Here is a 25,770-nt window from a genome sequence, read left to right as displayed (position 1 = left end):
TCTCACCTTTGGTAAAAGTATAAAGTGCGATCGCCCTTATCTATGAACTTTTGAATTTTTTCCATTTATTTCCCCCATAATTGGGGGATTCAGTCAGGAATCATATTCTTTAACTGTCTTCTGTTTTCTTTCTGCGGGTAGTGGTTTTTTTCGCCGTAGTTTTTTTGGTAGTAGCCTTTTTCCTCGTGGTAGTTTTCTTTTTGGCGGGGGCTTTATCCTTGAGTAATAACAAAGCCTTATCTAAACTCATACTTTCAGCAGTTTCCCCTTCAGGTAACTTGACGTTGGTTTTGCCATGTTTGAAATACACCCCATAAGGGCCATCATAAATATTAATGGGTTGTTCATCATCGGGATGGTTGCCCAATTCTCTTAATGGTTTTTTTGTACTTCCTGCACTGCGTCCCCTACCTCTTTTTGGTTGAGCCAAAAGTTCTAAAGCCCTTTCAAAAGAAATAGTTAAAAGATCGTCTTCTTTTTTGAGGGAGCGATAATCTTTACCGTCTTTACCTTGATCATGAACTACATAAGCTCCAAAGCGCCCCAGACTTGCTTTAACAGGCTTTCCCGTCTCTGGATGTTCTCCTAGGGTACGGGGTAAGGAAAGATAGGACAAGGCCATCTCTAGGTCAATGTCTTCTAACAGAGTACCTTTGGGGAAAGAGGCTGTTTTAGGTTTTTTGGCTCTGCCTTCGGGGGTGTCTCCCAATTGTACATAGGGGCCATAAGTGCCGATTAAGAGATATATGGGTTTTTCTGATTCGGGATCATGTCCTAATACTTTAGGCCCTTCGATTTTTTGTTTTAACAACATCTCCACCTGTTCGGGATGGAGGTCGGAGGGGGTTAATTCTTCGGGGATGGAGGATTTTACTAGATCATCTCCTCTTTGGGCTTCTAGGTATGCGCCAAAACGCCCTATTTTGACTTGTACGTCAAGATTTTCTAGGTAGATGGCTTTGGCTTGGCTAGGATCAATTTCTGTTTCTCTGGTTTTAACTTGATTTTGTAATCCTAAATCTCCTAAATAAAATTGTTTGAGATAGGGAAGCCATGGGGTTTGTCCTGTGGCAATTTCATCAAGGCTTTGCTCCATTTTGGAGGTGAATTTGGTATCTACTAATTCCTCAAAGTTTTGTTCTAGTAAACTGACCACAGCAAAGGCGGTAAAGGTAGGTATAAGAGCTTTAGAGCGTAGTTGGGCATAACCTCGATCAATGATGGTGCTGATAATACTGGCGTAGGTACTAGGGCGCCCTACTCCTTCGGTTTCGAGGGTTTTAACGAGGGATGCTTCGGTATAACGGGCAGGGGGTTGCGTTTGGTGGTGAACTACGTCTAATTCTTTGCAATTGGGGCGATCGCCCTGTTTGAGGTTGGGCAAGATTACTTCTTGGTTTTCCAGCGCTGCTTCGGGATCGTCTGAACCTTCTACATAGGCACGGAAAAAGCCAGGGAAGTCGATTCTTTTACCAGAGGAGCGAAAAACAGCATCTTCTACCTGAATGTTAACGGCAATTTGGGTTAACCTCGCTTCTGCCATCTGGGAGGCGACGGTACGTTTCCAGATCAAATCATAGAGGGCTAGTTCTCGATCTCTCAAGCCTGTTTCTTTGGGTAGGCGGAAGGTGTTACCTGCTGGGCGGATAGCTTCATGGGCTTCTTGGGCACCTTTACTTTTGGTTTTATATTGTCTTGGTTTAGGACTTAAATACTCCTTACCGTACATTTGTTCTACACAGGCACGGGCAGCGGCAACAGCCTGATCTGATAGATGGACGGAGTCGGTACGCATATAGGTAATGTAGCCGTTTTCGTAGAGGCTTTGGGCGATACGCATAGTATCTTTTGCCCCTAATCCCAATTTGCGGTTGGCTTCTTGTTGCAGGGTGGAGGTGGTAAAGGGGGCGTAGGGTTTTCTGGTGGTGGGTTTTTCGTCGGTGTCGGTGACTGTCCACGGTTTACCTTCTAATCTGTCCTTAAGGGCGATCGCCTCTTGTTCATTTAAAACCGTTACTTTTTTACCCTTGATCAACTCCCCCGTATTAGGATCAAAATCGCTTCCTGTGGCTAGTTTTTGCCCCGCCAAGGTACTTAATTTTGCCTCAAAGTCATTTTTTTCATGATTCAACAACGCCTTAAGATCCCAGTAGGAAGCACTATTAAAAGCCCTTCTCAACCTTTCCCTTTGCACCAAAAGACGCACCGCCACGGATTGCACCCTACCTGCGGATAAACCACGGGCAATTTTTTTCCATAGCAAGGGAGAGAGGGTATAACCCACTAAACGATCTAGGATACGACGGGTTTCTTGGGCATGAACCAAATTTTCATCAATATCTCGACAGTTAGACAAAGCCTTTTGGATAGCTTCCTTAGTAATTTCATGGAAAACCATCCTTTTAATAGGCACTTTAGGCTTAAGTAACTGTAACAAATGCCAACTAATACTTTCCCCTTCCCTATCTTCATCCGTCGCCAAAATTAACTCATCAGCACCCTTCAAAAGTTTTTTTAATTCCTGTACCTTCTTATTTTTTCCTTTGGGAATTACATAAATAGGCTCAAAATCATTTTCCACATTTACCCCTAACCTAGCCCAATCATACTGTTTATAATCAGCAGGAATTTCCTCCGCCGAGGAAGGTAAATCTCGAATATGCCCCATGGATGCTTCTACAATGAAGTCCTTGGGTAGATAATTACGGATTGTTTTTGCTTTAGTGGGTGACTCGACGATAACAAGGGTTGACATAGAAAATTATTTAGTCTCTCTTACTTTGCTACTATACCTATACTTTTATTATTAGCATAGTATGTGATTTCTGATTTTTTTTGATGGAACCGCAGGAAGAAATAATTAACATTAAGTACGTTAGAGTTAAAAGCCATTCTAAAATAAATAATTGTTTGCTTAGATTTACGATACTATGTCATCAATCGACAAAGAAGGTTAGCACAATAATCTATCAACAATTAGACGCAATGATGATATTGCTTCTTAAGTTTACTGTTATTTTGAACTCAGTATTTATCCTTCATCTTATCCCGAACTCAGGTTAGGTAAGATAAAATAGTAGTGAGAAAACTTATTGATTTGATAGTATTATGACAATTCAAGTGGGAAAAAAAGCACCAGATTTTATGGCTACGGCGGTGGTTGACCAAGAATTTAAAATGCTAAAACTGTCTGACTATCTTGATCAATATGTTATTCTGTTTTTTTATCCCCTCGATTTTACCTTCGTTTGTCCAACTGAAATTATAGCTTTTAGCGATCGCCACGAAGAATTTGCCAGTTTCAATACAGAAATATTAGGAGTGTCTGTAGATAGTGAATTTGCCCATCTTGCATGGATTCAAACTGAGCGGAAACAAGGAGGTATAGGGGATATAAATTATCCTTTGGTATCTGACCTCAAAAAAGAAATTAGCACCGCCTATAATGTACTAGAACCCGAAGCAGGAATCGCTCTGAGAGGCTTGTTCATTATTGATCCTGAAGGTATTATTCAATACATGACTATCAATAACTTTTCCTTCGGGCGCAGTGTGGATGAAACCCTAAGAGTATTAAAAGCAATTCAGTATGTGCAATCTCACCAAGACGAAGTATGTCCTATTGACTGGCAAGAAGGAGATAAAACTATGGTAAATGATCCTGTTAAATCTAAATCTTACTTTGCTTCTATGGCGGATAAATAGAGCAGAACAAAAAATGTTAATAGATGGAAAGTACCAAATGGTGGGCAATGCCCACCCTGAAGATTTTGTGTTTCAGTTTCAACGTAAACTTAAGCCATCATACAGAAAATTTAGAACTGATTAAGAAAACGTAAATCGCTATTGTACAAACGGCGAATATCGTCAATTTTGTGAAGAATCATGGCAAATCTTTCTACCCCTAAACCAGCAGCAAAACCGCTGTATTCCTCTGGATCATAACCGACGGCTTTAAGTACATTAGGATCAACCATACCACAGCCCATGACTTCTAACCATTTACCTTGCCATTGTACATCAACTTCCGCCGAAGGTTCGGTAAAAGGGAAGTAACTAGCACGAAAAACTGTGGGTAAATCATCCCCAAACATCTGTCTCAAAAATTCCTTGATAGTGCCTTTTAAATCGGTAAAAGTAAGGTTTTTACCAATGGCAAGGACTTCTATTTGATGGAATACCGCTGAATGGGTGGCATCTACGGTGTCACGGCGATACACTCTCCCAGGGGCAATAATATTGATGGGAGGCTCGTGATTTTCCATGTATCTAATTTGCACCGAGGAAGTATGGGTACGTAAAAGGCTACCATCTCCAAAGTAGAAGGTGTCTTGCATATCCCGTGCAGGATGGTCGGGAGGAGTGTTTAGAGCTTCAAAGTTGTAATAATCACTTTCGATTTGAGGCCCTTGGGCAACAGTGTAACCTAAGCCCACAAATATATCAATTACCCTGTCGATAGTGCTTTGGAGGGGATGGGATTTTCCTAGAGGTTTACTTACCCCCGGCATGGTGACATCGATGGTTTCTGAGGCGATTTGGGCTTGAATTTGTTGTTGTTGTAATTTTTCTTGTTGTTGGGTAAGGCTATTTTGAATTTTGTCTTTAATTTGGTTGGCAACGGCACCGACAACGGGGCGCATTTCGGGGGAAAGTTTGCCCATACCCTTTAATATTAATGATAGTTCGCCTTTTTTTCCTAGGTAGGCTACTCTTAATTCTTCTAATTTTTTTAAATTATCGCTATGGGCGATCGCACTTTGGGCTTCTTTCTCAAGGGTTTGTAATTGAATTTCAATTTCTGTTGCCATCTTTTTTTCATTCTCAGGTGTCGTTAATTTATTATTACTCAAAACATACCCTAGGACAATTGAATTGATCATGGATAATTATTTGATTCAGTACCCAAAATCTAATATCTAAACACCTAATTAACCCCTAACTCTTGCCTCATAGCTAATACTTCCTTTCTTTGGGTTCAAACATATTAATAACTACGGGCATATAGTCAATTTTTACCCCTTCAGGGTGATGGTAGGCAAGGGTATGTTGTAAAAATTGTTGGTCATTGCGTTGGGGAAAGTCTTCCCGTGAATGGGCTCCTCGGCTTTCTTGTCTTTGGATGGCGGAGGTAAGAATCATTTCCCCCACTACCATGATATTTTTTAATTCGAGGGCTTCGATTAACTCTGTATTCCAACAGTTGGATTTATCATCAAGGAAAATTTTACTATACAAGGACTTGAGTTCTTGAATTTTATCTAATCCTTGCTGCATTGTATCTTGAGAGCGAAACACGCCACAATGTTCCGTCATGGTATCTTGAAACTGTTGCCTTAAGTCATTTATCCTTATATCTCCCCATTGATTAAGTAAACAATGGATTCTGGCTTGGGCGGTTTCTAAATAGGGTATTTCGTTGATGGTGGGAAACTCTCTATTTTGCACATAAAGTGCGATCGCCCTTCCCGTTTTTCTGCCATATACCACGCATTCCAACAACGAATTACTGCCCAAACGGTTGGCACCATGTACCGATACACAGGCACACTCCCCCGCCGCAAAAAAGCCTTCTACGAGGGTATTTGCATCCTGACGCACTCGCCCATCAGTGTTCACAGGAATTCCCCCCATGCAATAATGGGCAGTGGGGCGCACGGGCATGGGCTCATGCACCGCATCAATGCCTACCAAACGATGGGCTTCTTCCCAACAAAAAGGCACACGACTCATAATTTTTTCCTTGCCCATGTGAGTCAAATCCAGATGTATATAAGGCCCCCCTGCACTGCCATCGCTGTGGATACCCCTCCCCGCCCGAATCTCTTTCACAATAGCCCTAGAGGTGATGTCACGGGGGGCGAGTTCCATTTGATTGGGGGCATAGTTTGCCATAAATCTTTCCCCCTCGCTGTTGCGTAAATAAGCGCCTTCTCCCCTCACTGCTTCGGAGATTAAAACCCCCACAGGATATAACCCCGTGGGATGAAATTGGACAAATTCCATGTCTTCCAAGGGCAACTGGGCGATCGCACACATTCCCAAACCATCCCCCGTAGAAGCATAATCATTGGAAGTAGTATTAAAAACCCGTCCATAACCCCCCGTGGCAAACATCACCGCCTTAGCCCCGACTACCTGCACATTACCATCATCAATGTTAAACATTACTACTCCTTTGGCTTCCCGTTGCCCATCACCTGAAGCCTTTTCTTCCAAAATCAAATCCATCACATACCATTCATCGTATATCTGGACCCCAAAACGCCGTAAATTATTTACCAACTCATGTAAAATAGCATGACCTGTTTTATCAGCTGCATAACAGGTGCGCTTGTGAGAATGCCCTCCGAAAGCCCGTTGGGCAATTTTTCCATCTTCTAAACGGGAAAATAACACCCCCAAATGTTCCAACTCAATAATTACTTCGCGGGCTTCCTTGGTTAAATATTCCACCGCATCTTGATCCGCTAAATAGTCTGAACCCTTGACAGTATCAAAAGCGTGAGCTTTCCAATCATCATTAGGATCAACATTTTGCAAACTTGCCGCAATGCCTCCCTGTGCCGCCACAGAATGGGAGCGAATGGGGTGAGTTTTTGCCACCAAAGCCACATCTATATCTTGATTTTGCTTTTTGATTTCCAACGCCGCCCGACAACCTGCCAAACCACCACCGATAATAATGACATCATGCTGTAACATAACCAAACCTGAGTAAACATCACTATTTCTATGGTGTGATAGTTATGGAGAAATGTACTATTTTGATTACAATTCTTTGTATTTTGTTTTAAAGTTATAACTATATTTCGCAAATATACAAAGAAAAGTATTTGTATCACATATGGATTCAGTAAGAGACACACTAGAAAGTAAGTGCAGTGAAAGCTAACAAGTTATTTTACTTTATCCTTTAATATAGCTTGTCTAGTGTCATCATCATTGATGATTAAATCCACTTGTAGATAATGGGGAGGTAAATGGGGTAATAACTCTGACCATTCTATGGCGGTGATACCTGCTTCAACTTCTATGCCTTCCCAGTAGGTTTGTAGGTGGAGTTGCTTAATCTCTGGAGGGGCAAGGCGATATAAATCGATGTGATAGAGGGGTAAACGCCCTTCTAAATATTCATTTATTAAGGTAAAAGTGGGCGATGAGATCGCACTTTCGATACCCAAACCGGCCCCTAACCCTTGAATAAAAGTAGTTTTACCAGCACCCAAATTTCCCCGTAATAAAATGACACTATTGGGGTTTAAATCTTGGGCTACCTTTTCCCCTAACTTTCTTGTTTCCCACTCATTCGCTAATAAAATAATTTTCTCACCCATTATTTTTGTCCATAAATACTAAGAGTTTATTGTGAAATTTCCTTGGTTAATTGTCAATAATAATTACGGGAATAAGACTATTTTCTAATACATTTTGAGATACGGAACCCATTAATATATCTCTATGAATATTCCGTTTACCCATCACAATTTCCGACACCCGAAAATCATCAGCAACCCTTAAAATTGTTTCTGGAATTGAGCCTTCCCTCACTAAAAATTGATAATCTATATCTGCTAAAATTTGACCCAAAACTGATTTTAAAGTATCGATATTAGAAGATATATCACTTTGTATAACGTGTAAAACTATCACCTTACTATCACTTCTTCTCGCCATTTCTGCTGTTTTAGTTAATACCCCTTTACCTTCCACAGAATCACTAATGGCAGTCAACAACACAATTTTATTATCCATCATCACCTTAGTAGGATCAACCTCCCCTCTTTGTAATAAACGAGGGGCAAAAGTTGGAATAGCCCAAGCCCCAAGGGGTGCAGTTATTAAAATCGATAAAGCTGCGATCGCCAATATTTCCTCACCACCATCAATGCCCAAGCCCAAAGGAATAGCCCCCACCGCTGCCTGTACGGTAGCTTTGGCTGAATTAGCGGGGAGTAAAAACAATCTCTCCTTACCATTCCAATTACTGCCCCATGTGGATAAATACCACCCCAACATCCTACCCACCAAAGTACCCATCAAAATTATTACTAAACCAACCCCTAAAGTATTGCCTAATATATCCAGTTGAATATTTGCCCCCAATAGGACAAAAAGGAAAATTTGAGCAACTTTCCAAAGACTATCAAATCCTTGTCTTAATCTTCTACCCAAAGGGGGTGCAAACTCAATCAAGAAAAATCCACCGCTCATCACGGCTAAATAACCCGAAAAGAATGGATATTCACTAGCCATTAATACTAAAAATAAAGCAAAACTCGCCGTAATAAGAGTATCGTAAACAGCACTAGAAGATACTTTTTTAGTTACTAAAATAAATACTAAAAATTTAGCCAATAACCAACCAAAAATAAGACCTAAAATAATTTGTAAAAATAGCTGAAAAGGCAATAATTGTAAAGAACTTAAATTAAAATCTGCTCCTGTAGAAAAAAGAGCAATTAATAAACTAAAAATCAATAACAATAAAACATCTGATAAAGCACTTCCTGTCAAAATAGCGTCAGGAATACCTTTTTTTACTCCCCAGCCCAAACTCTTGAGTTTTAACATCCCCGGCACAATTACCGCAGGAGATTCCGCCGACAAGAGACAGCCTAAAAGTAATCCCGTAGGCAAATCAAAACTTAAAAGATTCATGGCTAAAAAAGTAATAGCAATCATCTCACAAATAGCTGGTAAAAACCCTAATCTGAGGGCTACACTGCCTTGCTCTTGCAATTTTTGACGATCCAATCCCAATCCTGCTTTCATCAAGATAATCATCACAGCAAGAGTTCTAAAAGCACTGGCCGATTCGAGGGCTGATTCAGTTAAAATATCAACACCCTGTGAGCCGAGAATAATTCCAATTAATATCATTCCCACTAAACTAGGAATTTTGAGTTTATTAACGATTTCTCCTGCAAAAAAACCAAGGATTAAAATTAAGACATAATCTAAAAGCATTTAGGACAATAATTAGATATTATTTTATCGAATATAGCACTCTCACATTACCTTTAAAAATTTTTATATATAGTCAATAACTTTTTGTTTCTCTTAAAGTCGAGTAAACTGTTGTGGTTCTAAAATGTACGGGATGAATGTTATTCAAACCTATTTTTGTTGTCAAAACTTTCCCACTAGTCAGCGAATGATGGTCATTTTTTTGTGTTTACTACTAAAATACATTAAGATTTAAGTAACGATAAGTAACGATATTTTAAGAAATTTTGTTTAATAATACTTTTTTAACCCAAATAAGTTCATACTTACCTTCGGCGATGGGTGCAGTGGCACAATATCAGCAAGGGGTATGGCGGGATGAGGAAAAGCGTCAAAGTATTCTCATTTTTTTTGCTTCTGCTTTCCTTGTTTCCATTCCCGTTTTTTTTCAGGCACCTTTAGTCCGCACTTTTCCTGTTTTTAGTTTAATTTCTACTTCAGTTTGGGTTTTTTTTGGTTTAAAATTGCGATCGCACGCTAAAACCCATTTATGGGGAGACATCATCATCGGCTTTAGCTGGAGTTGGTTATGTGGCTCAATTTATTGGGGGTGGTTGCGATGGACTCCTGCTATTCATATTCCCATCGAAGCCATTGGCTTACCTTTTGCCCTTTGGGGTATTTGGCGCGGTTGGGGCTTAATCGGCAATTATTTTTATCTTGGCTCATTGCTTGGCACTGCTATCACAGATTTATACTTTTATATTGTTGGTTTGATTCCCTATTGGGTAGAAATCATGGATAGTGATCCTAATTTGATTAAACCTATCTTACAAGGGGCGATCGCCCAAGTCAATACCCCGTGGGGAATAAGTTGGGCTATTCTACTAGCAAATATCCTCCTAGCCATTAGTCTCTATGCCCTTCAACAGAAAAAACTCCATCATCTTGCTTTTGCAGGGGCAGTATTAAGCACCATCATTACCGATGGATTATTTTTAGTGGCTGCCTACTTCGGAGTTGGGGGTTAAAATTGTATATGTATTTTTATTTATGTAATTCTTGATGTAGTACGGTTAGTATTTACACTTAATTACCTACCAAATACATTTGTTACCCTAAACACAAAATGATCAACTCGGTATTCTAAGATACCTAGTTTTGTAGTTTTATCTAGGTAAGAAACCTATAGTTAGGTTAAAATTTGTTAACGAAAATTAGACAAATATAACGATGTTCATTTACGATAATTCTAGTAAATTATAAATAAGCAATTAATTACATTTGAAAGAGGTTATCCGATATGAAATTTTGTCTAAAGTGTAAAGGTAGCGGTAAAATTTTAGAAAGAAGACTATCAGACTACATAAACTCTTTCGATTATTACCCTGCTGTTTGTCCTGATTGTGAAGGACAAGGAATTAAGGCCCAAAAATCACATAAATAAATTGAGGTACTTTGTTAAAGCCATTATTTCGATTTCTGAAGAATTATTAATAGTAAGACTTGTGATATTAACACTAAATAGAGGTAGTTGAATAATTAACGACTACCTCTGTTTCTTTATTTTATAAAGCACTAATATTCCATTATTTTTGTCAATACTCACCCTCATTTATCTTTTTTATATAGCTTATTTTTTTTGCTTATAGCGTTTTTTATAATTATGAGATACATTCATTATTCTCAAGTCCCCCTTATTAAGGGGGATTTGGGGGGATCATCTTGTACTCTGTAACCACGATAATTGCTATATCTAGTTATTTGATAATCTCTTTTAAATTATCTACGGCGATTTTTACAAAGGGTAATAGCTAATTTAATCGCAGATTTCATACTTTCAGGGTTAGCAATACCTTTTCCTGCGATGTCAAAAGCAGTACCATGGTCGGGGGATGTACGGATAAAGGGTAAACCGATGGTAGTGTTGATGGCTTGATCAAATGCCATGGCTTTAACGGGAATTAATCCTTGATCATGGTAAAGTGCTAGGAAAGCATCCGCTACGCTAATATATCCATTGTTATACCATGCTTGAAAGGGTTTTACCCACATGGTATCGGGGGGTAATAAGCCCATAAGTTTGGCGGGGGCATAATTTTTTTGAGCATCATTAAACCAATCTTGTAGCCATTCTTTTTCCTCTGTGCCTAGTTTGCCGTCTTCACCACTGTGGGGATTTAGCCCGGCGATCGCAATTATGGGTGTATCTAAGTTAAAATCTTTTTTGAGGGTATCTAACAATAACTCTAACTTAAGGGTCATTAACTCAGCATTAAGAGTGCTAGAAACCTGATTTAGGGGAATATGGGTAGTGGCTAAAAGAGTTTTTAAAATCCAGCCTGTGCGAGGAGATTTACCCACAAACATCATGCCAAATTTGTCGGTGTGGGATTTGAGCGCCAAAACTTCTGTTTGCCCGGGATAATCATAACCTGCTTTTTGCCATAAATATTTGGCAATGGGGGCGGTGACTATGCCTTCAAATTTACCCTCTAGGGTGAGTTGAATTGCTTTTTCAAGGTATAAAAAACTAGCTTCTCCCGTTTGTGCATTTCCTTCTCCCCAAGAGCCTTGGAGGGGGTACGATACATCAATAATATCAAAATTATCAGGATGTGCTAAGTTAGTGACATGGGAAAAACTATGGTAGGTATGTTCTAGCCAAGGGCGATCGCCTATAATCGTGATATTAGCATCTTCAGTAATAGAAGAATCAGCTAAGGCTTTGAGGATAACTTCTGGGCCAATTCCCGCAGCATCTCCCATGGTTAAAACCAGATTAACTTTGTTGTTGTTAATATTCAAAATACTATAAGGATATAAAATAACAAAAATCGAAAAATCTCGTCTATGTAGCAGAAATTAATAATTCAGAGCAAAATTCTCCTTAACAATTTCGGACAAATACTCTGAAGACTATTATAAGTTTTTTCTTTGCTTTAAATATGCAATGGCATCTTAAGGAAATTAATCCAATGGTTATAAGAAGAAACTCTCAAAATATCTATCTCACCCCCTCAGCTTTTAAGCTCTTTTCCTAGAAATTATTTATGGATGCTTTTTTAAGCCCCATTGTTAATTATTCAAAAAAAAAACTAACCATTATTTTTCTCCCCTTTACTATTCAGATTCAATGATTCAAGTGTTAGCAGTTATCTCCGCCGCCGCCTCTGGAGGCTTTCGTCTCGGTTTACCCCTTCTCATCATCGGTTTAGCCAATGTAGATAAACTTTGGTCAGAAATACCTCTACTAAATCGCATTCAGCCTGAAGTGTTACTCGCTATTTTAGTATCCGTAACTATTTTTGAAATCCTCGGCACAAAAAGAATGATTGGCTTAAGGATAATTCAAATTATTCAGCTTATACTTAGCCCTGTGGTAGGGGCAATTTTAGCGGTGGGGGCGGCTAATTGGACAAATTTAGAGTATGTGCCTTTGTGGATAATTGCTGTTACGGGGGGGTTATTTGCCCTTGTATTGAGATTTGTTTTGGTGGGTTTATTTTTTCGTTGGGGAAAAATGCCTATCATATTAACGGTTTCAGAGGATATATTAGCGATGATACTCGCATTACTTGCCCTCACTTCCCCTGAAAATGGGGGATTAATTGCCATGTTATTATTACTCCTTGCCCTGCGTATCTCGTCAGAATGGAGACAGTGGCAAAAGCAACGAAAATTACCCTTAGAAAATCTTACAATAAACCCCGATAGCGAATAAATAGAAGAATTACAGCCCAAGAGCCAAGACAAACTTTAACGGCCACTAAAATGTTTAAAATAGGGATAATTCCGCCACTAGAAAGGCTTCCCATTTGCCCATAGGGTAATTCTCCCCCCATGAGGGTTATGACGGCAAGAATAATAAAAATTAGTACAGAAACTTTTTCGATAATAGCAACACGCCATTTTTGATAAATTTCCTCTAACATTTCCCATGGGGATGTAATGGCTACAAGGGCGATCGCCGTTCCTCCTGCCACCCCTGCAGCAAATCCACCCCCGGGGCTAAGATGTCCTCTCAAGGCTAGTTCTATGGCCACCAGAGTGGCAATGGTTGCCCCTAAACGGGCTAATACCACAGAGGGTTGATCGGTAAATTGATAAACTACTTGGGTAGGGGTTTCATTGGAGAGCAAAAAAGTAGCTCCCAAAATGGCGATGGTGAATACTACCACCTCAAAAACTGTGTCATACAATCGATTACGAAAAATTACCCCTGATACGGAGTTGGTGACTCCAGAGTCTTGGATAATAGTTTCCATAATGCTTAATTCTCCTATTTCAGCAACGGCTGTGGAGGTAAATAGCATTTTTAAAAATAGAGCGAATCCTGCTAATAAATACAGTATTTTCATAAAGGGTTTTGGTGAAAGTGAAATAATGGCAAAAGTTTAGTCCTCAAAATATTACCACTATTGCTTATTTCCTATCTAAACAATAAACATTATTGAAATTAAGCTATGCTATGATTTTATTTTACAAGGAAGAGCCATTTTTTAGTGAGTCTTATGTATTAGTTATATTTATAAGGAGATAACTAAATATTTATCTTGAAATTTGGCTCCCTTAACGGGTTGCCCCTTCAATGGTGGTGGTAAAAAGATGTTACGGCGTTGATCTCCTGCTTCGATGGTAATTTCTGGGCCTGATTGGCTTAGTTTTACTTGTTTTTTGGCGAAGCCTGGCAGAAATACTTTTACTTCCCTTTTACTGGTATCAATTTCTAAGGGTTTAGGGGCTTGACGGGCATTTTCTTGAAAGTCGGGCAGCAGCGCCATAATGCTATTCCAATCTTGGTTCGTGGTTTGGGGAATGGGGTTGATGGTGAGGGGATGAAATTGGGCGGTAATTTCGGGGGTGTTCGTGCTTTGATTTAGTAAGACTCCCCCTACGGTTAAACCGATTTGTTGCGCTCCTCCCCATAAATAAAGGGCAGAGGCGATCGCAGTGGGTTGATCATTGGTAACTAAAAAGGCGGCTACCCTAGAGGGGTTATGAACAGCTTTTTTTCCATTTTCTAACAACTCATTGGCTTCGTTGGTGGGTTGGGAGGCAAAGTTGTCGGCGTTCCAGGAGACATTTAATACGGCACTGCTAACGGGTTGAATGAAGGGAGAGAGTCCTTTTACAATGTCGGAATTTGCTAAAATGTCACGCATACGGCGAACGTACCAGCTAAGGGTGTCGGGAATACCGAACATTCTCAGACAACTAAGGGCGTTTTTGCTATCAAAAATAATTATGTCATACTGTTCATCTTGTTCCTGAAGATAGTTTAGTGTTAGGGCCTCATCCATACCGGGTAAAAGGCTAAGTTCTGATCCATAAATATTTTTAAGTATGGGCGATCGCAAATATTTTTTTTCTAATTCTTCAACTTTTTCCCAACTATCTTCTAATAATTTACTACTATGAAGGCGAATGGCGTTTAAATTGGGGACAATTTCCGTTACTTCTTTACCTACATCTTTCCCCAGTAGAGCAGAAAAGCAAGGGCTAGAGTCTTGCACTGCTAATAATACTTTTTTTCCCTGTTGTGCATATGAATGGGCAGAGGCGATCGCCATTGTGGTTGAACCTACACCGCCTTTTCCTAAAAAAGTTAAAATAAAAGCCATTATAAAAGTAGTAAATAATCAATAATGTGGATGAATACATTGTAGGACGTTCGATGAACGTCCCCTTGCCTGATTTATTGAACTAAGACAACTTCATCTTCAAAAAACCAACCAGTGGTAGCATCAGGAAACTCTACAAATACACCCACGCCACTACCATCAGTCATTTTAAAAGATTTAATAGTTGCCGCTTGTCCTTGTTTTACTTTTTCGACAATCTCAGGGGATACTTTTTCTCTTAGGCGACAGATTTTTACCTTTTGTCCAACTTCCATAAAAATTTTTATACCGTAGTTTGAATTAACAACTCTTAATTTTATCGGAATTTGGCAATCTTTAGCCCTTGTTTTAAGAAGACTACTTATTAAGGAAAATAAACTATCCTATCTCAAATAACCTTTTTTTGTCACTTTCCGAGAAAAAAGTGGCAAGATAAAAAGATAGTAAAAATGAAAAGCAGTTATGGCAATGGATATAGCGGAACAAATTAGGCAACACTTACCTCGAAATCCCACAAAAACAGTTCCCCTCATTGATGATTATTGTTCGTTTTATCGTTCTTTATTTTCCGATGTGCGTAATTATGAATATTTTAAATATTTACACTTAGGATTAATTTCGACAGTCAAAAGAAAATCTTTGCCGGGAATAAGTAAAATTGTTAATGTTTCCTCTCAAGGTTTGCATCATTTTCAGGACTTACGCAAACCATAATAACTACTAGACTAAAACTCTGATGTATTAAGCCTTGCAACAATATTAGTACATTATGACTATTGCTTGAAAATCTGATGCTGATAAAATAAGTTTTATAGCTGAGGAGGCTACAAGGCACTCACAAGGCAGATTGGACAAGGAAAATAGTCCTCATACCTTGACGATAATAAGAGTGTTTCTGAGGAAATAAAGAGGTTTACTCTTCTAATTGTTCTTGAAAAAGGCATATTTCACTTAGCCATTTTATGGCATCTAGACCCATAGAAAAATCACTATATCTACGGTGGGATCTTGATTTTTCGTATATGGATTGAAGTTATCAACTAGTCACCAAAAACGCTTATTTTGGCTATTTAGCGATGTTTTGAGCTATTTTATTCTACCGCAACCCGAGGAGTAAATGATCTCTAGTAATGGAATTTATCTTAATGCCGGGAGGCGGAATTGAACCGCCGACACGAGGATTTTCAGTCCTCTGCTCTACCAACTGAGCTATCCTGGCTTAAATTTGACACTCATATAGTTTAACGAATATTTTAAAAGTTGACAAGGTTTTTATTACTTTTTTTTGATTTCAATCTAACATAACGTTTTAGAATCTTCTTTGGAGTGTATTCCCTGTAAAGTTTTCGCATTTTTGACGGAGTGATGTGGCTAAAAAAGAAACATCTACAGGATTAGGCTCAGGATTTTCCCAATTAATATTGAAATCTTCTTCAAGAATTTGTGTATGAGTGTAATGTTTGAATAGGTCTATCAATCCTCCCATACGATAATCAGACTGTAATATTTCAGAGTCTGTCAAAAAAATTACTGGAGTTCCCATCGCTAAACAAGGCAATGCACAGTGGATACGGCCTGTAATAACAAGTTTTGCTTTTGCATATTTGTGCAACAAGTTACAAGCCATCTTATACCGTTTGTAAGGATTAATGTAATCACTGGGCTTTAGGTTGACCACATGGCGAATATATTCAGATTTTTCACGAATTTCTCGGGGAAATTTTTCCCAAAGATCTTGTCTAAAATTTTTACTGTTAGGAGTTGGATATTTACGACCTTCTCCAAAGCTAAAGGGATCAACAAAATAAATATTATTTGTTCTTTCCTTTTCTGAGTATGGATTTTGTAGTGTTAAAGTCAAACATCCTGAAAAATAAGATTCTACTCCTAAGTCCTGTAAACGCTCAAGAGTTTTGTATCCACGACAACCAATTGGTCCGTGTTGTTTATAGTAATCAAGGTATTTTTTTTCATATAATTCATCTCGACCACCATGAAAAGAAATAAATAGAGGATCAATATTCGAAGGAGGTGGCCAATCAATGGGGGTACCATCAAATGGACCTAGCCACCACCCATTCATTATCATTTTCATTGGACTCCACTGGCTTACTTCGCTCAGATGGTCACGGGAAACACGAAAATCGATATGGGGTAAGTACTGACTTGCTGCAATACTTTGAATATCGTCACCAAGATTCCAAGACTCATATTTGAGGAGTCCGAACTTATTTTTATTACCCCAAAATCTTTGCCCGAAAAAATCTTTTCTACTGTAAATCATCTGTTATGAAGAATAAGGATTACCCAGATACTATAACAATTTAATGATATTTAAGATAGACTTTAACACTAATATAAATTTTATTTTTTAGCAAGGTTTTTTTGCTTTTCTGACTACAATAGGACTGTGCTTCTTTAATTGTCTTGGTGGCTAATTATGACTGATTTTCCCGAAAATACTCCTAACAATGGCAATGGCTACGATGAAAATTCGGATAATCATTCTAATTCTCCTGAAAATAATTCGGGTAGATCGCACCGAGGATTTTATATTAAACTGCTATTGTATGGCACATTAATCTCGGTAGGAGGAGGATTAAGTTATGGTTGGTATTTCTTCACCCAAAGATTAATTCCCCTCATTGAAGAACCTGTTAGCAATTATTTGGGAAGACCTGTAGAATTAGGGGAAATAGAATCGGTATCTTTTAATGGTATTCGGGTAGGCGAAAGTCAAATGCCTACCACCGACACAGAAAAAGACTATGTTATCGCTGAAGCAGTGGAAGTAAATTTAACGTCTCTTCTATGGAGGGAAAGAAGTGCCAATGTGGAAGTTACTATAATTAATCCCCTTGTTTACGTAGAAAAGTCAGAAGAAAGTGGTTGGTTAAACTTACAACTGACTCCCCCAGAAAGAAGAGATAATTTTATATCCTTTGATGTAGATGCGGTGAGGGTAAAAAATGCCTCTTTGACGATGAAATCCCTAGTAACTGATTTACCTCCTCTCAACATTAGAGTTAATCAAGGCAGTATTTTAATCGGGGAAAATAATCTTACCTTTGCAACCCAAGGAGATGTGATTTCGGGGGGGAATATATCTTTAACTGCCGTTACGCCCCTTGATAGAAATGACTGGTTATTAGATATTACAGGAAACAATCTTCTTACTGATGATATAAACTACTTTACTCCCTTACCTGTGGATGTTGATAGTGGTAGTGTCACGGGTAATATTCTCTTAAAATTTGAAGATGGTGATTTTGTTAACATTGATGGGGGTATTGACATATCTGCGGTTAATTTTGATATTCCTAATGTGCTTCAACCCCTTACCAACTCCAACGGCAAAATAAATTTTGTCAATAATAGTCTTACCTTTGAAGGAGTTAATACTAATCTAGGGGAGATTAATGGTGACGTTATCGGAAGTCTTGAAGATGACTTTTCCACCCTTAATGTCAATATCAAAACAAAACCCATAGAAGTTCAAAGGGCGATCGCCTCTTTAAACCTACCAGAAATCCCAGTAGAAACCATAGGCAAGGTAATCGGAGATATTAACATCCGAGGTTTATTAACTCAACCCACTCTCACCGCCAGTATTACTGCCCCTGACAATATCTTATTTGATAGACTATCTTTGTTAAATAGTCAAGTAAAACTTACAATTCTTAACAATCGACTTTCCATCGACGAATTTTCCTTTACCCCCACCATCGGCGGAGAAATAAACGGCACAGGATTAGTTGACTTTCGCCAAGAAAACCAATTCCCCTACCAAGTTAATTTCAACACCCAAAATATCAGCGCCCAAACCCTTGCTACCCTTTATGACATCGAAATATCTGAAAATTTGCCCCCCCTTGGATTAATTAATGGAGAATATCGCATATCGGGCATCAGCCAAGACATTGAAAATAGTCAGATAACAGGCATGACAAATATTGCCATGGGAGACGGAGAAGCGATTATGTCTAACCTCCTCTATAACCAAGAAAATTATCAAGGCGACATCGAGTTAAAGAATATTCCCCTCAGTCAAATTAATCTCATCGACTGTCAAGCCATCGGTTGTAATAACTCCACCCTTCAAGGAAATTTGCAACTATTGGGAGATAGTCAAAATATTTCCCTCGATACCATTGCGCTACAAGGAGACTTTAACTTTCCCCTCGCCCAAGGAATGGTTAACCTGAGAAATACCCAACTAAATCAAGGTAGATGGCAAACTCAACTTATCGCTGATAATCTTAACCTCAGTCAACTAACTTTTACTAGCGACTCTCCTATTAATCAAGGTAGAGTTAACAGCGCCCTAGACATTCGAGGTAGCCTGAATGAGGATAACCAAAATATCGAAGCGAGGGGAGATATATTTTTACCCCAAGGTATTGTCACCGTAGAAAATCTTTCACTCGATAACGACAATAACTTTAATACCACCCTTGCCACGAATAGTTTTAATGTCAGTGGGTTTCAACAAGAATTGAGGGGAGACACAAGGGGAAGATTATCCATTCAGGGTAACACTAATAATATAACTTTAGGCACCGTTGCGATCGCAGGTAATCTCGACTTTAATCAGGGCATCAGTTTAATCCAACAACCTCTACAAACCGCCTTCCGTTGGGATGGAGACAAAATTCTGCTTTCCCAAGCCACCACAGGAGATATTTCCGCCAATGGTGTTATTAACTATGATGCGGATAATCAAAATATAAGTAACTTCGACTTAAACTTAATTGCCTCTGGTTTAGATATAAAAGATTTATCCCTACCCAATCAACTAGCCTTAATCGGTTATGACGGTAAATTTAACTTTCGAGGAAAGTTACAGGGTAATCTCGATAATCCTCGTTTGGGGGGAGATATTCAAGTAGCTAATTTGGAAATTGCTAACCTTCCTTTTAATCCCCTTGCGGGAAACCTAGAAGCCGACACTGTTAATGGTGTTAAATTTGATTTGCTAGATACCACGGGTAACAATGATAGATTTGCCCTCGATATTGATGCTGACTTTCAACCAAGACAGATTAACTTACAGGTAAAAGAAGGTAGATTAACCGCCATTACCAATGAAAGTAATAACCTTGACATAAACTTTGCTAACCTCCCTCTAACAAATTTGACTCAACCTGTATTAACTGCTTTTCCTTCTGAGATTCAATCAGTGGGGGGAGACATTTCTGGGGAAGTCGCTTTAAATCTGAGTAGTTATGATATTACTTCTTCTGAGTTAGTTATTAATCATCCCCAAGTAAATCAGTTTCGGGGAGATGTGTTAACGGCAAAGTTATCGAGTATGGATGGAAAAATAATTGTTAGGGATGGTAAGTTAAACCATCTGGAAAATGAATATGATTTTTCTGCCCAAATATTACCTTTCCACGAAAATCCTCAATTAGAAGCGGAGTTGTTGTTACGGGAGGGGGATATTCAAAATTTGTTAACCAGTGTGGGTATTTTTGAGGTGGAGGATATATTTGATGGTATTCAACCAAGGGATTTTTGTGGGGCAAAAGATTTATATTCTACGGGGGAGGATATTAATTGTTTATCTTTACGGGTAAATCCTTCATTGGCTAGTCTTTCTATTCCCCAAGAGACACCAAGGGTAAATGGTAATAGTTATGCAAGGGTATTGACAAGAAATTCTCAAACTCCTATCAGTTTTCCTAGTAATAGGGAGGAAAATATAAAAACTAGCAGTAAGTATCTATGGGATAGTAATCAACAAATTGAAGTTAATCAGAATAATGATGAGGAATTAAAAGTTAGTCAAGAAAATGAGATAAGGGATAATGAATTAGTTAGTAATAGTCATAATGAGTTGGAAGATGATAGGGATGAGATTAAAGACATTAAAGCAAAAGGAGATGTTGTTGCTTTCCGTGTTGTGAGAAAGGATGAGGAGTTAGAAGAAGATAGTCAATTATCTATCAGTCAAACTACTTTAGTGGTAGATGATAGTGAGTTGGGAGGAGTAAAAGATAGTCAATTATCTAATAATCAAATCCCTTTAGTAGAAGAAGGTAAAAATATAAATGCTTTACAGAAAACTTTAACGGAAAATTCTCTGGTGGAGGGAGAAATTAATTCACTTGATGCTAATAGCTTGATTATTGCCCAAGAAAATAATACTTCGGAAGAAAATAATACTTCGGAAGAAAAGAAACCTTTATTTAGTATCAGTAATGATGGTTTATCGTTACAAGAGACTCTTTTTCGCTGGCAACAAATTAACTCAGCTAGTCAACAAGTAGAAACAGAAAGACAACAAGCAAATATTCCTCCTTTACAAGATTTAGAGGGAAGATTAACTGGGAAAATAAATTTGATTGCGTCGGTGAGAGATGGTATTGATGCTAGTTTTGATTTTCGTGGGGATGATTGGCATTGGGGTAAGTATCAGGCGGATACTATTCAGGCGAGGGGGAGTTTTCGAGATGGTTTGTTAACCCTTTTACCTGTGAGTCTCCAAGATGACGACACCATTGTATCTTTATCGGGTACTTTTAGCCAAGAGCGTTTTTCGGGGCAAGTATTGGTAACGGATTTACCGATTAAAAATTTGGCAGGGGTGGCTAATTTCCCCCCTAATTTTGACATAGAAGGTATTGCCAATGGCAATATTGTTATTAGTGGTAATGTGGAAAATCCTGTGGCAACAGGTAATGTAGAGATAGTTGATGCAAAAATTAATGGCACCACTATTGAGGAAACTAATGCTAACTTAGGTTATCGTAATTCTCGACTAGATTTCTTGGCAACGAGTAATTTAATTGGGGAGGAAGAGTCGGCAAGATTATTGGGTAGTTTTCCTTTTCGTCTATTTCCTCAATCTAGCAATTCTGGTAGTGATGATTTTCGTTTGAATCTTAATATTGAGGAGTCTGGTTTTGGTTTGTTGACGGTGATTAGTAATAATCAATTTAATCTGACTAAGGGTAGTGGTGGTGTTGATTTGAGTATTAGTGGTAGGTATAACCAATCGGAAAATACCATTTTAGATTTTGTGGCGGATGGTTTGGCTACTATCAGTGATGGGGAGATGGAGGTGGCTTTTATTCCTGATACTCCTATTACTGATATTAATGGAGATATTCTTTTTGATTTTGATCAGATTACTATTCCTAGTTTGACGGGAAATTTTAGTGAGGGGGAAATTATTATCGTTGGTGGTTTACCTTTATTTCGGGAAGATAGTGAAGGAGATATTTTAACGGCTTCGGTGGAAAATTTGGCTTTAAATCTTCCTAATTTATATCAGGGTAATGGTAAGGGTGATATTGAAATCGCTGGAAGTGCGATCGCCCCTATCATTGGTGGTAATATTACTTTATTTGATGGAGATGTTTTCCTTGCAGGGGGGCAAAATGGTAATGGTAACGGAAATGGCTATGTGATGGGCGCTGGTAATAATCCCTTAATTAGCAATACAACTATTAATAATTTGGATTTAATTTTGGGTGATAATATCACTGTCACCCAAGCCCCTGTTTTGAATCTTAATGCTAGAGGCAGTTTAAGTCTTAATGGAGACATTAATAATTTACAACCCGAAGGAGTTATTAATTTAACGGGGGGCAGTGTCAATTTATTTACCAGTCGATTAAGACTCAACCGCAATTATAACAACATTGCTAGATTTACCCCTGAAAATGGCTTTAATGCTTTCCTTGATATGCAATTAGAAACCTCGGTAACAGAAACTAACCGTTATCAATTTGCTGATAATACAGGGGCAAATGAAATTCCTGATATATCTGGCTTAAATACCATTAATACCGTTGAAACTATTCGAGTTAGGGCAAGTGTGAATGGTTTTAGTAGTAATATAAATGAAAGTTTAGAGTTAACCAGTACTCCGGCTAGGGATGAAACAGAAATTGTTTCCCTATTAGGGGGAGGCTTTTTCAGTAATCTTGCGGATGGAGATACGGGTTTGGCTTTGGCGAATATAGCAGGGGCAGCTTTATTTGGTAGTTTCCAAAATCAGTTTGATGAAATTTTAGATATGGTAGAATTTCGACTATTTCCTACTGCCATCATTGACAGTGAAACCAGAATATCTAGTCTTGGTTTAGGGGCAGAATTGGGCTTTAATGTTAGAGAAAATATTTCTTTTTCTATCCTCGCTATCTTAACAGGGGAACAATCTCCCCGTTATAATATTCGTTACCGTCTTAATGATCGTACTGTGATTCGAGGTTCTACAGATTTTAATAATGATACCCGAAGTGCGATCGAATATCAATTCCGTTTTTAAGGAACATATTTTCTAAAATTTTCATATTAATACTGCATAAAATGATGTTTTTGGTGTAAATTAATTGTTATAATAACCTGTTTTTTCAACAGCTTTAGAATGTTAAAAACCCAAGAAAATAAACCTATTAAAATTGTGGCGATAGAAGAAGTCAACCCCCAAGAAAAACGTTTTCAGGAACAAAGAATGAAGGATTTATTCTTATTAATTGAAAATTTAGCCATGCAGGAAGAGGCTACCATTAAACTCATCATTGAATGTCTGTACGATGTGGGCATGATTAATTTAATTAATAAAAAGGTAAAACATCCCTCTGCTAATAAGATAATTAAACGTTTTATTAGTTTACCTAAACCTATGGCAAGAATTGTTGCTTGGCGTTGGATAAGAAAAAATATGCCAATAAAATTAACTAATTGGTTGGGTAGAAAAGTCCGTTGATAATAATTGGAGTGTACTGCCAAAGTTAAAAACTTGGTTTTGTTTTGATGCAGAATGACTTGTTACACTTCATGATAAAAGTACTCAAATATTTTCTAACTTTTTTGAAGTCTCTTTTGCGAAAGAACATAGACAAAAATCTATTCTAGTAAACTTTTAATCAATTCTTCTTGTTATTCCTCGTTGCCTGTTCCCCGTTCCCCATTTCTAGAAATAATGTAAGCATCAAACTGAGGTAAAATTGAGCTAATAATCAATTGCATTAATTAAGAGGGATCAAAGGAAATATGACAACTTCCCCGTTTTATCAAGGAATACAGTATTTTAAAGAAGATTTACCCCATTTTACTGAATATGGTACCGAAAGTGCGATCGCCCCTAATCAGACTGCTATCACTTCCCCTACAGACAAAAAAGCAGTCTATCAAACCCTTTTAGCCGCTGATGCCTTACGTTACCTAACCCTACACACCACCGCCACCAAACAATCAGGACATCCTGGAGGTTTTGCTAGTATCGCCGATGCGATCGCAGCTTTAGTCATGTTAGGACACAAAAACCTCATTACCGAAGTCGGACACCACGCCCCCGGTTTTTATAGCACCGTTTTCTTAGACCAATCCCTTGAGAAAATGGGCATCTACACCGTGGAAGACATGGGCAACAGATTTAGGGAAATGCACGGACTACTGGGGCATCTATCAGGACAAATCCCCGGACTCCTCAACCCCGCTGGCCCCCTAGGGCAAGGGCAACACTTCGCCATGGCAGGGGCAAAACTCCACCCTAACACCCTTTTCCCCGTAACCATCGGTGATGGCGGTTTAGGAGAACCCTACATCATGAGTAGCTTTGGACACTTCAACACCGCTTATCCTCAAGCTACCAACTTTTTACCCATCCTCGTTTGGAATGGATACTCCCAAGAGCATCATAGTATGGTATCCACCAAAACCAACGAAGAAATGATCGCCTATTGGGAGGGCAACGGATTTAAAGAAATCATCCTCGTTAATGCCAAAGATTATGACGATAGCAACCAATCAGGGGAATATGTTGATAGCACCAAATTTTCCTTTGCTAAACGTCTCGAATTTACCCAAGCCATCCTAGAAGCCACCGACAGAGCCGCTAAATCTGCCCTTGGTGGTACCTTAACCGTGTTAATAGTCAAACAGCTAAAGGGCGCTGGAGTTCACAAAACTGGTTCAAAATCCCATAACCTTTACCCTGGGGATAGCTTAGACAAAGACTATATTGTTTCCGCCCTCCAAGAAAGAGCCTTATCCAAAGAGGCTTGGGAATTAGTGCGCAGCAACTTTGCCCGTGCCAACGGAGGCCCTAACGTTGAGGTAGCTGTTACCGAGAAAGAATTACCCCTGCCCGACTTAGGCACCCTACCCCTCACTGAGTATGCCGTAGGCGGAGACAAAAAAGTATCTACCACCGCTATGGGTGAATTAGTCGTCCATGTGGGTAAACAGGATCCTAACTTTATTGTTACCAACGCCGACGGTAACGCCGCATCAGGTATTAACAACATCAACATCGGTTTAAAAATCCTTCACCCAACCACCGACGAAACCTACTTCCAACAACCCCAAGGGCAGGTTTATGAGCCTTTGAGTGAGGATGCCTGTGCAGGTTTAGCCGTAGCCCAAGCCCTATTTGGAGCTCGTAGCCTTTGGTGTTCCTATGAATCCTTTGCCATCAATGGCTTACCCATCTGGCAAACCGTCACCCAAGCCATGGCAGAATTAAGAAGGGAAACCCCCTCTACCATTACCCTCTTTACCGCAGGGGCATTGGAGCAAGGGCGCAACGGTTGGACACACCAACGTCCAGAGATTGAAAATTACTTTGCAGGGATGATGCGTAATGGCAATGTGTTTCCTCTTTTTCCCTGTGATGCCAACAGCACTCAAGCCTGTTATGAATGGGCTTTAGGTACTAAAAATAAGGGCGTTACCATCACTGTTAGTAAATCTCCTCTACCCATTCACACTACCTTTGATCAAACTAGGGAAGCCTTGTTCAAGGGTGGCGTAATTCTCCATGAATCCGAGGGAAGTAAAAAGGTTGTTTTTGCCGTTATCGGTGATATGACTTTAATTCCTGTTTTTGAAGCGGCTAAGGCATTGGAAGCCGAGGGAATCGGAGTACGTATTGTTTCGGTCATCAATCCCCGTCGTCTATACCGTCCCACGGATGTGGCATGGGAAACCTGTACCGCTAAAGATGGTAATTTCCTTGATGATGCTGGTTTTGAGGTTCTCTTTGGGGGTGATGCTTTAATCGGTGTGACAGGGGGTACTAGCGGAATGCTAGAACCTATCATGTTGCGCAGTAACGTTAAACGAGATACCTTTGCTTGGAAACGGGGGGAAACCACCGCTAGCGCTGGGGAGTTGATGGCGTTTAATGGCTTAACTGCTGAGGCTTTGACTGCTAGGGCAAAAGGTTTATTATAAATCTGTG

The 25,770-nt window shown here is 39.0% G+C and carries 17 protein-coding genes, 1 tRNA gene and 1 pseudogene; 8 read left to right on the top strand and 11 right to left on the bottom strand.

Annotated features, from left to right (window positions below; translation table 11 throughout):
• Positions 1–109: 109 nt before the first annotated feature.
• Positions 110–2,755 (bottom strand): type I DNA topoisomerase, encoded by a 2,646-nt coding sequence (topA, locus tag A5482_RS13195; protein WP_069791646.1) that lies wholly within the window; start codon positions 2,753–2,755, stop codon positions 110–112.
• Positions 2,756–3,108: 353 nt separating this feature from the next.
• Here topA and A5482_RS13190 point away from each other — a divergent pair, with 353 nt between their 5' ends.
• Positions 3,109–3,705, top strand: coding sequence for a peroxiredoxin (locus tag A5482_RS13190; RefSeq protein WP_069791647.1), 597 nt, complete (start codon positions 3,109–3,111; stop codon positions 3,703–3,705).
• Between the two features lie 110 nt (positions 3,706–3,815).
• On the opposite strand, the gene pheS is transcribed toward A5482_RS13190, so the two are convergent.
• From pheS to A5482_RS13170, 4 genes are all read right to left on the bottom strand, one after another.
• A complete protein-coding gene (pheS, locus tag A5482_RS13185) occupies positions 3,816–4,811 on the bottom strand; it encodes a phenylalanine--tRNA ligase subunit alpha (RefSeq protein ID WP_069791648.1) in 996 nt (331 codons plus the stop codon).
• A gap of 145 nt (positions 4,812–4,956) precedes the next feature.
• A complete protein-coding gene (locus tag A5482_RS13180) occupies positions 4,957–6,705 on the bottom strand; it encodes a succinate dehydrogenase/fumarate reductase flavoprotein subunit (RefSeq protein WP_069791649.1) in 1,749 nt (582 codons plus the stop codon).
• A gap of 194 nt (positions 6,706–6,899) precedes the next feature.
• On the bottom strand, positions 6,900–7,337 hold the full coding sequence (gene tsaE, locus A5482_RS13175) for a tRNA (adenosine(37)-N6)-threonylcarbamoyltransferase complex ATPase subunit type 1 TsaE (RefSeq protein WP_069791650.1): 438 nt from the start codon (positions 7,335–7,337) through the stop codon (positions 6,900–6,902).
• 46 nt (positions 7,338–7,383) lie between these two features.
• On the bottom strand, positions 7,384–8,970 hold the full coding sequence (locus A5482_RS13170; protein WP_069791651.1) for a cation:proton antiporter: 1,587 nt from the start codon (positions 8,968–8,970) through the stop codon (positions 7,384–7,386).
• Between the two features lie 317 nt (positions 8,971–9,287).
• On the opposite strand from A5482_RS13170, the gene A5482_RS13165 reads away from it, so the two are divergent.
• Both A5482_RS13165 and A5482_RS13160 read left to right on the top strand, forming a co-directional pair.
• Entirely contained in the window at positions 9,288–9,980 is a 693-nt protein-coding gene (locus A5482_RS13165) for a DUF3120 domain-containing protein (RefSeq protein WP_083260485.1), read from the top strand.
• Positions 9,981–10,252: 272 nt separating this feature from the next.
• Positions 10,253–10,396 (top strand): hypothetical protein, encoded by a 144-nt coding sequence (locus A5482_RS13160; protein ID WP_161486847.1) that lies wholly within the window; start codon positions 10,253–10,255, stop codon positions 10,394–10,396.
• Positions 10,397–10,731: 335 nt separating this feature from the next.
• Here the strand turns inward: A5482_RS13160 and pdxA are convergent, their stop codons facing one another.
• On the bottom strand, positions 10,732–11,760 hold the full coding sequence (gene pdxA, locus A5482_RS13155) for a 4-hydroxythreonine-4-phosphate dehydrogenase PdxA (RefSeq protein ID WP_071891744.1): 1,029 nt from the start codon (positions 11,758–11,760) through the stop codon (positions 10,732–10,734).
• A 325-nt stretch (positions 11,761–12,085) separates the two neighbouring features.
• Here pdxA and A5482_RS13150 point away from each other — a divergent pair, with 325 nt between their 5' ends.
• Positions 12,086–12,673: a DUF4126 domain-containing protein gene (locus A5482_RS13150; RefSeq protein ID WP_069791654.1), complete on the top strand. Its 588-nt coding sequence runs from the start codon at positions 12,086–12,088 to the stop codon at positions 12,671–12,673.
• Here A5482_RS13150 and A5482_RS13145 read toward each other — a convergent pair.
• The 3 genes from A5482_RS13145 to petP all read right to left on the bottom strand — a co-directional run bounded on the left by A5482_RS13145 (position 12,648) and on the right by petP (position 14,848).
• Positions 12,648–13,310 carry a Na(+)/H(+) antiporter subunit B gene (locus A5482_RS13145; RefSeq protein ID WP_069791655.1) on the bottom strand — a complete coding sequence of 221 codons (663 nt, stop codon included), beginning with the start codon at positions 13,308–13,310 and terminating at the stop codon, positions 12,648–12,650. The two genes, A5482_RS13150 and A5482_RS13145, sit on opposite strands and share 26 nt — an antisense overlap.
• Positions 13,311–13,478: 168 nt before the next feature.
• Positions 13,479–14,573, bottom strand: a complete 1,095-nt coding sequence (locus A5482_RS13140) for a Get3/ArsA fold putative tail anchor-mediating ATPase NosAFP (protein WP_069791656.1) — start codon at positions 14,571–14,573, stop codon at positions 13,479–13,481.
• 74 nt (positions 14,574–14,647) lie between these two features.
• Positions 14,648–14,848 (bottom strand): cytochrome b6f subunit PetP, encoded by a 201-nt coding sequence (gene petP, locus A5482_RS13135; RefSeq protein ID WP_069791657.1) that lies wholly within the window; start codon positions 14,846–14,848, stop codon positions 14,648–14,650.
• 193 nt (positions 14,849–15,041) lie between these two features.
• Between petP and A5482_RS13130 the strand changes: the two are divergent.
• Positions 15,042–15,266 (top strand): annotated as a pseudogene (locus A5482_RS13130) (IS701 family transposase); the annotation flags it as partial.
• 453 nt (positions 15,267–15,719) lie between these two features.
• On the opposite strand, the gene A5482_RS13125 reads toward A5482_RS13130, so the two are convergent.
• A tRNA-Phe gene (locus A5482_RS13125) sits at positions 15,720–15,792 on the bottom strand.
• 90 nt (positions 15,793–15,882) lie between these two features.
• Positions 15,883–16,857: a polysaccharide pyruvyl transferase family protein gene (locus A5482_RS13120; protein ID WP_069791658.1), complete on the bottom strand. Its 975-nt coding sequence runs from the start codon at positions 16,855–16,857 to the stop codon at positions 15,883–15,885.
• A gap of 156 nt (positions 16,858–17,013) precedes the next feature.
• On the opposite strand from A5482_RS13120, the gene A5482_RS13115 reads away from it, so the two are divergent.
• The 3 genes from A5482_RS13115 to A5482_RS13105 all read left to right on the top strand — a co-directional run bounded on the left by A5482_RS13115 (position 17,014) and on the right by A5482_RS13105 (position 25,763).
• Positions 17,014–22,851: a translocation/assembly module TamB domain-containing protein gene (locus tag A5482_RS13115; protein ID WP_069791659.1), complete on the top strand. Its 5,838-nt coding sequence runs from the start codon at positions 17,014–17,016 to the stop codon at positions 22,849–22,851.
• 99 nt (positions 22,852–22,950) lie between these two features.
• Complete coding sequence (locus A5482_RS13110) at positions 22,951–23,292, top strand: hypothetical protein (protein ID WP_069791660.1); 342 nt, start codon at positions 22,951–22,953, stop codon at positions 23,290–23,292.
• A 287-nt stretch (positions 23,293–23,579) separates the two neighbouring features.
• Positions 23,580–25,763, top strand: coding sequence for a transketolase (locus A5482_RS13105; protein WP_069791661.1), 2,184 nt, complete (start codon positions 23,580–23,582; stop codon positions 25,761–25,763).
• Positions 25,764–25,770 lie beyond the last annotated feature (7 nt).

This window comes from Cyanobacterium sp. IPPAS B-1200, from assembly GCF_001747005.2.
GTDB lineage: Bacteria > Cyanobacteriota > Cyanobacteriia > Cyanobacteriales > Cyanobacteriaceae > Cyanobacterium.
Note: the sequence above shows the minus strand (reverse complement) of the source record. Positions and strands in the feature narration are given on the sequence as shown.

Bases quoted from the DNA above. Each gene is read 5' to 3' on its own strand.
- topA (WP_069791646.1), bottom strand. From the start codon at position 2,755: ATGTCAACCCTTGTTATCGTCGAGTCACCCACTAAAGCAAAAACAATC.
- A5482_RS13190 (WP_069791647.1), top strand. From the start codon at position 3,109: ATGACAATTCAAGTGGGAAAAAAAGCACCAGATTTTATGGCTACGGCG.
- pheS (WP_069791648.1), bottom strand. From the start codon at position 4,811: ATGGCAACAGAAATTGAAATTCAATTACAAACCCTTGAGAAAGAAGCC.
- A5482_RS13180 (WP_069791649.1), bottom strand. From the start codon at position 6,705: ATGTTACAGCATGATGTCATTATTATCGGTGGTGGTTTGGCAGGTTGT.
- tsaE (WP_069791650.1), bottom strand. From the start codon at position 7,337: ATGGGTGAGAAAATTATTTTATTAGCGAATGAGTGGGAAACAAGAAAG.
- A5482_RS13170 (WP_069791651.1), bottom strand. From the start codon at position 8,970: ATGCTTTTAGATTATGTCTTAATTTTAATCCTTGGTTTTTTTGCAGGA.
- A5482_RS13165 (WP_083260485.1), top strand. From the start codon at position 9,288: ATGGGTGCAGTGGCACAATATCAGCAAGGGGTATGGCGGGATGAGGAA.
- A5482_RS13160 (WP_161486847.1), top strand. From the start codon at position 10,253: ATGAAATTTTGTCTAAAGTGTAAAGGTAGCGGTAAAATTTTAGAAAGA.
- A5482_RS13150 (WP_069791654.1), top strand. From the start codon at position 12,086: ATGATTCAAGTGTTAGCAGTTATCTCCGCCGCCGCCTCTGGAGGCTTT.
- A5482_RS13145 (WP_069791655.1), bottom strand. From the start codon at position 13,310: ATGAAAATACTGTATTTATTAGCAGGATTCGCTCTATTTTTAAAAATG.
- A5482_RS13140 (WP_069791656.1), bottom strand. From the start codon at position 14,573: ATGGCTTTTATTTTAACTTTTTTAGGAAAAGGCGGTGTAGGTTCAACC.
- petP (WP_069791657.1), bottom strand. From the start codon at position 14,848: ATGGAAGTTGGACAAAAGGTAAAAATCTGTCGCCTAAGAGAAAAAGTA.
- A5482_RS13120 (WP_069791658.1), bottom strand. From the start codon at position 16,857: ATGATTTACAGTAGAAAAGATTTTTTCGGGCAAAGATTTTGGGGTAAT.
- A5482_RS13115 (WP_069791659.1), top strand. From the start codon at position 17,014: ATGACTGATTTTCCCGAAAATACTCCTAACAATGGCAATGGCTACGAT.
- A5482_RS13110 (WP_069791660.1), top strand. From the start codon at position 22,951: ATGTTAAAAACCCAAGAAAATAAACCTATTAAAATTGTGGCGATAGAA.
- A5482_RS13105 (WP_069791661.1), top strand. From the start codon at position 23,580: ATGACAACTTCCCCGTTTTATCAAGGAATACAGTATTTTAAAGAAGAT.